The organism is Streptomyces sp. NPDC002690 (assembly GCF_053592415.1).
On record NZ_JBSFVR010000267.1, the window covers coordinates 1 to 10,481 of the forward strand.

The 10,481-nt window shown below is 73.9% G+C and carries 8 protein-coding genes and 1 pseudogene; 5 read left to right on the plus strand and 4 right to left on the minus strand.

Translation table 11 applies throughout. From position 1 onward, the window contains the following. Nucleotides 1-57: 57 nt before the first annotated feature. Nucleotides 58-1,215: pseudogene (locus tag ACWD3D_RS26615) on the plus strand (aminotransferase class I/II-fold pyridoxal phosphate-dependent enzyme); the annotation flags it as partial. Nucleotides 1,216-1,229: 14 nt separating this feature from the next. Continuing rightward, nucleotides 1,230-2,276 carry an MBL fold metallo-hydrolase gene (locus ACWD3D_RS26620; protein WP_451463323.1) on the plus strand — a complete coding sequence of 349 codons (1,047 nt, stop codon included), beginning with the start codon at nt 1,230-1,232 and terminating at the stop codon, nt 2,274-2,276. A 51-nt stretch (nt 2,277-2,327) separates the two neighbouring features. Here the strand turns inward: ACWD3D_RS26620 and ACWD3D_RS26625 are convergent, their stop codons facing one another. Next, nucleotides 2,328-3,404, minus strand: coding sequence for a dipeptidase (locus tag ACWD3D_RS26625; RefSeq protein ID WP_451463324.1), 1,077 nt, complete (start codon nt 3,402-3,404; stop codon nt 2,328-2,330). Next, nucleotides 3,401-4,813, minus strand: a complete 1,413-nt coding sequence (locus tag ACWD3D_RS26630) for an amidohydrolase family protein (protein WP_451463325.1) — start codon at nt 4,811-4,813, stop codon at nt 3,401-3,403. The genes ACWD3D_RS26625 and ACWD3D_RS26630 overlap by 4 nt, the downstream gene beginning before the upstream one ends. A 172-nt stretch (nt 4,814-4,985) precedes the next feature. Here ACWD3D_RS26630 and ACWD3D_RS26635 point away from each other — a divergent pair, with 172 nt between their 5' ends. Together ACWD3D_RS26635 and ACWD3D_RS26640 are read left to right on the plus strand one after the other, a co-directional pair. Next, nucleotides 4,986-5,780 carry an IclR family transcriptional regulator gene (locus tag ACWD3D_RS26635; protein WP_451463326.1) on the plus strand — a complete coding sequence of 265 codons (795 nt, stop codon included), beginning with the start codon at nt 4,986-4,988 and terminating at the stop codon, nt 5,778-5,780. Then, nucleotides 5,777-6,724, plus strand: coding sequence for an ornithine cyclodeaminase family protein (locus ACWD3D_RS26640; RefSeq protein ID WP_451463327.1), 948 nt, complete (start codon nt 5,777-5,779; stop codon nt 6,722-6,724). The genes ACWD3D_RS26635 and ACWD3D_RS26640 overlap by 4 nt, the downstream gene beginning before the upstream one ends. A gap of 47 nt (nt 6,725-6,771) precedes the next feature. Here ACWD3D_RS26640 and ACWD3D_RS26645 read toward each other — a convergent pair whose 3' ends face one another. Together ACWD3D_RS26645 and ACWD3D_RS26650 are read right to left on the minus strand one after the other, a co-directional pair. After that, on the minus strand, nt 6,772-7,386 hold the full coding sequence (locus ACWD3D_RS26645; RefSeq protein ID WP_451463328.1) for a DedA family protein: 615 nt from the start codon (nt 7,384-7,386) through the stop codon (nt 6,772-6,774). Between the two features lie 2 nt (nt 7,387-7,388). Then, on the minus strand, nt 7,389-8,165 hold the full coding sequence (locus ACWD3D_RS26650; RefSeq protein ID WP_451463329.1) for an MBL fold metallo-hydrolase: 777 nt from the start codon (nt 8,163-8,165) through the stop codon (nt 7,389-7,391). Between the two features lie 260 nt (nt 8,166-8,425). Between ACWD3D_RS26650 and ACWD3D_RS26655 the strand changes: the two genes are divergently transcribed. Continuing rightward, on the plus strand, nt 8,426-10,481 hold a 2,056-nt coding region (locus tag ACWD3D_RS26655), incomplete at its 3' end, for a phage holin family protein (RefSeq protein ID WP_451463330.1).

A 10,481-nucleotide genomic window follows, 5' to 3' on the forward strand; every position in this document is an offset into this window, starting at 1 on the left:
CTGGAGAACGTCACCGACGAAGCGGGGGAACGATGAGCGCGACCGTGGCCGCCACGACCGACGAGCCCCGCCCTGCCCGAACTCGTCGGCGTGCTGGCCGCCGCGGCCGGGGACACCCGGCCGGAACCCCCGGGTGGCGGAACGGTTCTCCGTGAGGCGGCCTGCGCCTACTGGGCCCGGCGGGGCCTCGGCGGCGGCCCGGCGGACGTCGCGGCGGCTCCGGGCACCCAGGCGCTGCTGCTGGGGCTCATCGCCGCGCACGGCGGAGACGTCCTCATGCCCAGACCCTGCCCTGCGGCCTGGATTCCGCAGGCCCGGCTGCTCGGCCGGCCCGCCTACCACGTGCCGACCCCCGCCGAATGCGGCGGCGTGCCCGACCCGTACGCCCTGCTGGAGACCGTCCGCCGGGTACGCGCCGAGGGAGGTCGCCCCAGGCTGCTCGTGCTCTCCGTGGCCGACGACCCCACCGCCACCGTCGCACCCCCCGAACTCCTCCGTGAGGCGTGCGAGGCGGCCGTCGCCGAGGGACTCCACATCATCAGCGACGAGACCTGGCGCGACACCCTGCACCGGCCGCACGACACCGTGCTGCTCAGCCCCGCGGAGATGTGCCCCGACGACGTCACCGTCCTCACCGACCTCGCGGGTGCGCTCGCACCGGCGGCCTGGTCCGTCGCGGTGGCACGCTTTCCCGCCACCCGCCGGGGTGCCGTGCTCCGCGCCCGTACCCTCGACGTCCTCACCGCGCTGGGCGCCCTCGTCGCCACGCCGGTGGCCCGGGCCGCCGCACACGCCCTGCGGGAGCCGGAGGCGGTCACCTGCCGCATCCGGCAGGCCGCACGGCTCCAGGGACAGATCGCCGCCGCCGCCCACCGGGCCGTACTGGCGACCGGAGCCCTGGCGAGACCTCCGCAGGCGGGCCGGCACCTCTACGCCGACCTCGGGCCGCTGCGCACCCGGCTGGCCGAGCGCGGGGTGACCGACTCCATGGAACTGGAGGAGTACCTCACCGGCCGGCTGGGTGCCCCGACCCCGGGCGGTCACCGGTTCGGGGACGAGCTGGGGGCGCTGCGGGCACGGCTGGGGACCGGCGGCCTCGTGGGGACGACGCGGGACCAGTGGGCCGCGTCCCTCACGGCGGCGGCGCCGCTGGAATTGCCGCACGTCGCGAACGCGCTGAGCATGTTCGCAGCGGCTTTCGACGAACTCCGGTGACGGGAGATTCCGCGATGACCGAACGGACCGGGCCTGTCCGCACCGACGCGGACCGGCAGCCCCGAGGAGAACCTGGCGCGCGGACCGGGAACCCGCCCGCCGGGGAGCGCGTCTGGCCGAAGACCTTCGCCGACCGGCTCACCGCGCCCCTGCCGGGAATCAGGGCCATGACCCGGCTGGTCCGCGAACGCTCCCTGCGCCCGGACGCCGCGGGGCTCCGGGGCGTCCACCTGCTGCCGTTCGACCCGGCGCCGCTGCCTCCGCCCGGCCGGGACGCGGTCACCTGGGCCGGGCACGCCAGCTGGATCGTGCGCATCGGAGGGCTGAACGTCCTCACCGATCCCGTGTGGTCCCGGCGCATCCTCGGCACTCCGGCCCGGATCACCCCGGTGGGCGTGGCGTGGGAGACCCTCCCGACCGTGGACGCGGTCGTCGTCAGCCACAACCACTTCGACCACCTGGACGCCCCGACGATCCGCAGGCTCCCGCGCGACACACCCGTGTTCGTGCCGGCGGGACTCGCCCGGTGGTTCAGGCGGCGCAAGTTCACCCGGGTCACCGAACTCGACTGGTGGGAGACGGCCGAACTTCGGGGCGTGCGCTTCGCGTTCGTCCCCGCGCACCACTGGTCGCGGCGGACCCTCTTCGACACCTGCCGCTCTCTCTGGGGCGGCTGGGTCCTCACCGACACGACGAACGCCCAGGGGACGCCGGGACGGAAGGTCTACTTCGCCGGGGACACCGGGTACGGCCACTGGTTCCGGGAGATCGGCCGCCACCACCCGGGCATCGATCTGGCGTTGCTGCCGATCGGCGCGTACGCGCCCCGGTGGTGGCTCGCCGACGTGCACACCGACCCCGAGGAGGCGGTGCGGGCGTACGAGGACCTCGGCGCCAAGGCCATGGCGCCGATGCACTGGGCGACGTTCCTGCTCTCCGCCGAGCCCGTGCTGGAGCCGCTGGTGCGGTTGCGGGCCGCCTGGCAGAACGCGGGCCACCCGCGCGAGCGCCTCTGGGACCTGCCCATCGGCGGCTCGCGCGCGCTCGGCGACCCCGCCTGACCTCCCGTACGGCCGGGTGCGGCCCGGTGCGTCCCGGTGTGGCCCCGGGCGTCAGCCCCAGACGCGCTCCGCGTAGGCGGCGAAGTTCCGGCCGAGGATCTTCTCGATGCGCCCGGAGCCGTAACCGCGCTTCTCCAGCAGCCGGATCAGCTCGCGGAACTGGTTCACGCCGCGCAGGTCGACCACGAACGGGTAGGTGTCGGCCCGTTCACCCGCGGCGCCGACGCCGGCCGCCCGGCGTTCGGCCACGTGCGCCGCGAGGGTGGCGGCGTAGGCGTCCAGATCGTCGATGGCGGTGACCGGTCCGTCGGTGCCTATGCCGACGGCGTCCTCGCCGCAGACGTTCACGGCGTGCGCGATGTGCTCGACCACGTCGGCGGCCGTGGCGTGCCCGGTGGCGTTGAGGAAGGGCATGAAGTAGATGCCGACGAAGCCGCCCCGCCCGGCGACCAGTCGCAGTTCCTCGTCGGTCTTGTTGCGCGGCAGGTCGGTGACCGCCCTGCACCCCGTGTGGTTGATGGAGACGGGCCGGGCGGAGATCCGGGCCGCCTCCAGGCAGGTGTTCTCGCCGCTGTGCGAGAGATCCACCATCATGCGCGCCTCGTTGACCGCCTCGACCACCTCGCGGCCGAACGGGGTCAGACCCCGGTTCTCCGGCGCCATCGATCCGTCGCCCAGGTGGTTCGCCTGGTTGTACGTCAACTGGAAGACTCGGACACCGCGTTCCTGGAAGGTGGCGACACGTCCGAGGTCCTCGCCCACGGCCACGCCGTTCTGGAAACCGTAGATCACCCCGATCCGTCCCTCGTCCTTCGCGCGGTACAGGTCGGACGCGGTACGGACGTGGAGCAGGTCACCCGGATGCGCGGCGATCAGCCCGTCCCACACGTCGAGTTCGTGCAGGGTGTGTTCGTACGGAGGCATGTCGCCCATCACGTACCCGAGGGTGATGTTGACGGCGTTCATCCCCGAAGCGCGCGCTTCGGCGATGGCCCGGCCGTCGACGGCCAGCTCGTCGATGGTCTGCAGGAGCTGGCCCGCTCCCTCGGCGGCTTCGGGGGCGTTGGGGTTCTGCAGCTCACCCAGGGCGTTGACGATCAGCATGTCGTGGACGGAGGCGGTGGTCATCGGCCGTTCGTGCCTTCCGGGTTCGGGGTCGCGTCGGTTGTGTCGGACGTGGGGGTCGCGTCGGTCGTTCCGGCCGTTCCGGCCGTGTTCGCCGCCGTGGCGTTCTCCTGGTCGAACTCCGCGCGTTCGAAGCGCAGTCCGCGCTTCACCACCGTGGTGACGGTGCGCAGATTGCGGATGTCCGCCAGCGGATCGTCCGTCAGCACGACGAAGTTGGCCAGCTTGCCCTCGGCGACCGTGCCCATGGAGTCCTCCGCGCCCATGCTGCGGGCCCCGACCAGAGTGGCCGACCGGATCGCCTGCGCGGCGGGCATGCCGCACCGCTCCACCAGGAAGACCAGTTCGTCGTGGACCGAGGGGAAGGGATGACCGGGAGCGGTCTCGTAGTCGGTGCCCGCGCTGATCTCGACCCCCGCTCCGAACGCCTGCGCCGTGAGGGCTGCCGACAGCTCCGCGTTGTCCCGGGCCCGGGCCTTCTCCTCGGGGGTGTCCGCGTCGTCGGCGAGCCAGTCCCAGAGCGTGTTCGTGGCGTCGAGCACCGTGCCCCGCTCCCGCATCCCGGCGAACAGCCCGGCCATCTCCGGATCGTCGCCGGCCAGGAAACGGTCCCGGTCCACCGGCGGCTTGTCCTTGTACGTGGTCAGTGCCCGCCCGGCGAACTCGTGCACCAGCAGGTGGACATGGGAGACCGAGTCCACCCCGGCATCCACCACCTCGGCGGGGGAAGCGGGGAACACCGCCGCGTGCGCCCACACGGCCAGCCCCTGCCGGTGCGCCTCGGCGGTGATCGCCGAGACCAGCGAGCCCGGCAGGTCCGCGTAGATCTTGACGGCGGTGGCGTACGTGCCGGCGGCCCGGGCGACGGCCAGCGGCAGGTCGGTCTCCTCGGTGATGGCCTGCATCCACGGCACCTGGCCGGGCACCGCGCCCTGCGAGACCTGCCAGGTGCGCGGGTCGTCGAAGAACCCGGGTCCGGCGGTCAGGGCCGCGTAGTGGATGTCCGGGCCGGGGATCTCCCCGACCAGCGTGGCGCGTGCCAGGTCGGCGATGTGCCGCAGGTCGTCGGCCATGTCGCGGATCGCCGTGACGCCGCCGTAGACCTGGCGGCGCAACGCCGCTTCGGCGACCGGGCGGTTGGGTGGGGTCGCGATGTGCTGGTGCGAGTCGATCAGTCCGGGCACCACGAACGCGCCCTGCAGGTCGACGACTTCGGCCTCCGCGAGGAGGGCTACGGAGATCTCGCCGTCCGGCGCGACCGTCCGGATGTGCTCACCGTCCACCACGATCGAGGTGGACGGCCGCGCGGCACCGCCGGTGCCGTCGACCAGCGTGGCCCCCCGGTACAGCACCACGGTTCCCTTCGCCGGGGCGGCGAAGGGGGCGGGAGCGCCGACATCCTCGTGAGCCATCGGGTCACACCTCTCCGTCATGGCCGCACCGGCGGCCTGGCTGATTACAACTGTTGTCATGCTGGTTCCGTCTGTGGAAACGTACGCTACCGTCCTTACTCCCGTGATCGGCAAGGGTTTGCCGTAAGGAGTCCCGGGGGGATTCGACTTGAGGAGAGGGGTGGGACCGGGGATGCCCAAGTCCGCCAGTTCGGCCGTCGACAAGGCCCTGGACCTCGTGGAAGCGGTCTCGCGGTCCGAACGTCCGCTCAGGCTGAGCGAGATCGCCGACGAGGTCGGGCTGCACCGGCCGACCGCCTACCGGGTACTCGCCGACCTGGTCCGCCGGGGCTGGGTGCTGCGCTCCGGCGACCACTACCTGCCGGGTGCCGCCGCGCTCCGGCTCTCCCGCACCGCCGCCGCCAACTCCCTGGTGACGCTGGCCCGTCCGATCCTCGAAGCGCTCGCCGACCGCACCGGCATGATGGTCAACCTCCAGGTGCTGGAGCACGACCGCTCGCGGGTGCTCGACGCGGTCCGGCCCGCCCGGCTGGAGATGATCAGCCTGCTCACCGACCGGACGCTGCCCGTGCACCGGTTCGCCGGGCCGCTGGCGCTGGTCGCCGCGCTGCCGCCCGCGGCTCGCGCCCCCTATCTGAGGCCCGCCGCGGAGGCCGGACACCCGCTGCAGGGGCCCGAAGGACTCCTCGGCGACCTGGCCACGGTGGAGCGCACCGGGTTCGCGGTGGAGCGCGGCCGTAACGAGGCGCTGGTCGCCTCCGTCGGCCGCGCGGTCCTCGCGGGTCCCGGCCGGCCGCTCTGCGCGCTCACCGTGGTCGGACCCGACGCGGAGTTCGACGAGCCGACACTGGGTGCGCTGTGCGAGGCGCTGCGGAACGCCACCGCCGCCGTCGCGGAGCTGTTGGGCGTGGACGCGGGGACGGCCGGGGAACCCGGGCAGCGGACGGACGGGGAAGAGAACGCATGACGGACGACGTGCTCGTACTGGACGCGGCGCGCACCCGCGCCGGGCTGGACCCGGACCGGTTGGCCCAGGCGCTCACCCACGCGCTCGTCGCGGTGGCGCGCGGGACGGTGTCCGCGCCACCGAGGATCGCCGCCGAAGCGCCGGCCGGCCTGCTCGGCGTGATGCCCGCGCACGTCCCCGGCCTCGGCCTCGCCGCCAAACTGGTCTCCGTCTTCGCCGATCCCGCCGTCCCCGGGCGCAGCTCCCACCGGGGCGTGGTGGCCCTGTTCGACGAGAAGGACGGCCGGCCGCTGGCGGTGATGGACGCCGAGAGCATCACGGCCGTACGCACCGCCGCCACCGCGACGCTCGCCCTGCGCACGCTGGCCGGCCCGGACGTGAACCGGATCGCCGTGCTCGGCACCGGCGTGCAGGCGGCGGCCCAGCTCGATCTGCTGGCCCGCCAGTACCCGGACACCCCCGTCGTGGTCGGCGGCCGGGACCCGGAGCGCGCCCGCTCCCTCGCCGCCCGGCACCCGCGCGCCACGGCCGGCACCGTCGAGGGCGCCGTGCGGGGATCAGGCGCCGTGCTCTGCTGCACCGGCGCACGTGAACCGGTGATCCGCCGTTCCTGGCTGGCCGAGGGCGCCCATGTCGGCTCGGTCGGCGGCTCGCACGGACCCGAACTCGACGGGCCGACCGTGGACGAGGGCTCGCTCTTCGTCGAGTGGGCCGGAGCGGTCACCGCCCCGCTGCCCGCCGGTGCCCACGAGCTCCAGGGCCTGCCCCCCGGCCGGGCCACCCTCCTCGGCGAGGTCCTGGACGGCAGCCACCCGGGCCGCCGCGGTGCCGCCGAGCTGACGGTCTTCAAATCCACCGGGCACGCCGCGCTCGACGTGGCGGCGGCAGCCGTCGCGTACGCCGGGGCGCGGGAGGCGGGACGGGGCGTCAACCTCACGTTCTGACGGGGCGGGCCGGGGCGGCCCGGGCCGGGCGGGGCTCGGTGACTCCGTCAGTGCCCGAACCGTGCCCGCAGGCCGCGCCACCCGGCGGGCACGCCGCTGATCAGCAGCGTCAGCGCCACCGCGGCCACCACCCCCTGCCACGGCTCGGGGAAGAGCGAGCCGCCCAGGATGCCGATCAGCTGATACGTGGCCGCCCAGGCCAGGCAGGCCGGAACATCGCCCCGGGCGAACCGGTGCAGCGGCATCTCGCCCAGCAGGCACGCCAGCATCACCGGTATCCGGCCCGCCGGGACCAGCCGCGACAGGACCAGCACCGTCACCCCGTTCTCGTCCAGCTTCCGCTGCGCCTGCGCCAGCCGCTCCGGGGCGGCCCGGTCGGTGATGACTTTCAGCCATTTCGACCCGTTCTTCGACCGGACTCCACGCTTGCCGAGCCAGTACAGGCAGATGTCGCCGAGGAACGCGGCGGTGGCCGCCGTCAGGAAGACGAACAGCAGCGAGAACGGCGAGGACTGGTGGAACGCCACCACGCCCGCCGAACTCACCAGCGCACCCGTCGGCACCACCGGCACCAGCGATCCCAGCGTCACCAGCGTGAAGAGCGTCGGATACCCGACGGCCTGCTGGGTCCCCTCGGTCGGCAGGTGCGCCAGTTGGTCCATGATCACCGGCGGACCTCCGGCAGGACCCGTTCGCCGTGCGCCGGGAGATGGACCGCCACCTCCGGCGCCAGCAGCGCCGCCTGGCGCGCGAACTCGGCGCCGGGGGAGTGGAACTCGTGCGGGCGGACCCCGTCCATGCCGATCGGCCAGAACGTGCCCCAGTGGACCGGTACCGCCGAGCGGGGGGCGAGCCGGGCCAGGGCCTCGGCGGCCCGGGCCGCGTTCAGATGGCCGGGACCCAGATGGGGCCCCCAGCCGCCGACCGGCAGCAGCGCCACGTCCACCGGGCCCACTTCCTTCGCCATCTCCTCGAACAGACCGGTGTCCCCCGCGAAATACGTGCGCGCCTCGCCCTCCACCACGTAACCCAGCGCCGGAACACGCTGCGGGCCGACCGGGAGGCGCCTGCCGTCGTGCTCGGCCGGTACCGCGCGGACGGTCACCCCGCCGATCCGCACCGTGTCGCCGGGCCCCACCTCGGTGATCCGCAGGTCCCGCCTCCGCCGCACCACCCGCAGACCGGGCACCGCGCGGACCGTACCCTCGGGCACGATCACCCGGGTGCCGGAGTCGACCCGGGCCAGTGACGGCAGGTGCAGGTGGTCGGAGTGCAGGTGGGAGACGAGGACCACGTCGGCCACCGCCGCCGAGGCAGGCGGAACCGCGCCGGAGCGGCGGCGCAGATGCGCGAACCGGCGCACGAAGAGAGGGTCGGTCAGCACCCGCACGCCGGAATCCTCGATCGTGCAGGTGGCATGTCCCCACCAGGTGACCTCCACCGGTGCCCCGCCTCCTCTTCCTCCGGCTTTCGTACCGGCGTTCCGCGCTCGGCACGCTCCGACGAGCCGGTACGAGCCTATGCCTCCCGCAGCGGGCGCCGATCCGGGGTCTGCCCCCTCCCGCGGGGCGTACACCTGTGCCTGCGGACCGGACCGTGAACCTCCGGGGAGGGCTGTGCGAAGCTGGTGGGCGGGCCCTGGAGGGTGTCCCGGGGCACGCCTTGGACCGGCCGGCCCGATGTACGGAAGGCGGAGCGGGCGTGGGAGCCGGGCGATGGCGCAGGGCTGGTGGTGCCCTGCTGCGGGTGGTGGCCGTATGGGCGGTCTCCGCCCTGACGATGCTCGCCCTCGCCGGAATCCTCCCCGACTTCCAGCTCCAGTCCGACGACGGCGACACCATCACCAAGACCGCGTTCACCGCGGCCTGGGGAGCGGGCGCCTTCGGCCTGCTCTCCGCCCTCGTCTGGCCCGTCGTGGTCAGAGCCCTGCTGGTGGTCCCCGCGCTGGTCCTCGGCGCGCTGGTCTTCTTCCTCAACGGCTCCCTGCTGCTCGTGGCCCTCTGGCTGATCCCGGACGGACGCGGCACCGCGAACCCGGAGACCGCCGTGGCCGTCGCCGCGGTGATGTCCGCCGTGGCCTCGGCGACCTCGACCGCCCTCGCGGTCCGGGACGACGACGCCTACCGGCGGCGGCTCTCCCGCCTCGCCGACCGGCGGCGCAAGCGGGGCCCCGGCGGCTTCGGGGACGGCCGGAGCGGACCGCCCGGCACGGTCTTCATCCAGCTCGACGGGGTCGGCCACGACGTCCTCACCAAGGCCGCCGCCGGCGGGCTGATGCCCACCGTGGCCGGCTGGCTCGCCGACCCCGGCGGCCACCGGCTCACCCCCTGGCGCACCGACTGGTCCAGCCAGACCGGCGCCAGTCAGCTCGCCCTCCTGCACGGCTCCAACCACGACGTACCGGCCTTCCGGTGGTACGAGAAGGAGACCGGCACCGTGATGGTCTCCAGCCGCCCCGCCAGCGCCCTCGAACTCCAGCGCCGGGCCATCGCGCGCACCCACGACGCCGGTCTGCTCTCCCTCGACGGGGCGAGCCGGGGCAACCTCTTCAGCGGGGGAGCCGACCAGCTCGCCCTCGTCCTCTCCATGGCCGGGCGGTTCGGCAAGGGCCGCAGGTCGCGCGCCGGCTACTTCGCCTACTTCTCCGACCCGGCCAACGCCGTCCGTACCGCGCTCTCCTTCGTCGCCGAGGTCGGCCGCGAGATGGGCCAGTCCACCCGGTCGAGGCTGCGCAGGGAGCACCCGAGGATCAAGCGCGGCGGCCTCTACCCGTTCATACGGGCCTTCGCGACCGTCGTCGAACGCGACGTCGTGGTCGCCGCCGTCATCGGCGACATGTTCGCGGGACGGACCGCCGTCTACGCCGACCTCGTCGCCTACGACGAGGTGGCCCATCACTCGGGGCCGTACAGCCGTGACGCCGACAAGGTCCTCGCCCGGCTCGACCGCTCCCTCGCCCTCATCACCAAGATCACCGAGCACACCCCGCGCGCGTACCGGATCGTGCTCCTCTCCGACCACGGCCAGAGCGTCGGGGAGACCTTCGCCGGACGGTACGGGCTGACCCTGAAGGACCTCGTACGGGCGGGCTGCGGCCTCCCCGTACCCCGGCGGGCCCAGCGCACGCTCAGCGCGTCCGAGGCCCGCGACGCGGTGCGCATCGCGCTCCACCGGCCCGTGCAGGAGACGGAGGCCGAGCCCGCCGCCCTCGCCGCCTCGGACCCCGTCGTGCTCGCCTCGGGGAACCTCGGGCTGATCTCGTTCCCCGGCATCGAGGGCCGCGCCTCCCGCGAGGAGCTCGACCGCCGCCACCCCGCCCTGCTCAGGACCCTGGCGAACCACCCGGGGATCGGCTTCCTGCTGGTCCGCAGCGAGGAGCACGGCTCGGTCGTCCTCGGAGCAGGCGGGGCCGAGGTGCCGGTGGCGGACCTGCGGGACGACGAGGGACCGCTCACCGGCTTCGGTCCCGGTGCGGCGGACGCGGTACGCCGCACCGACACCTTCCCGCACGTCGCCGACGTGATGGTGAACTCGATGTACGACCCCGCGACGGGGCAGGTGCACGCCTTCGAGGAGCAGATAGGTTCGCACGGCGGGCTCGGCGGCCCGCAGTCACGGCCGGTCCTGCTGTGGCCGAGCGGCATGACCGATCCCCACGACGCCAGCGATGTCGGGCACTGCTGGACCGTCCGCGACTGGACATGGCTCCACCTCGTCCATGCCGAACTCGACGCGGGGCGTTTACTCCCGCCTGCAG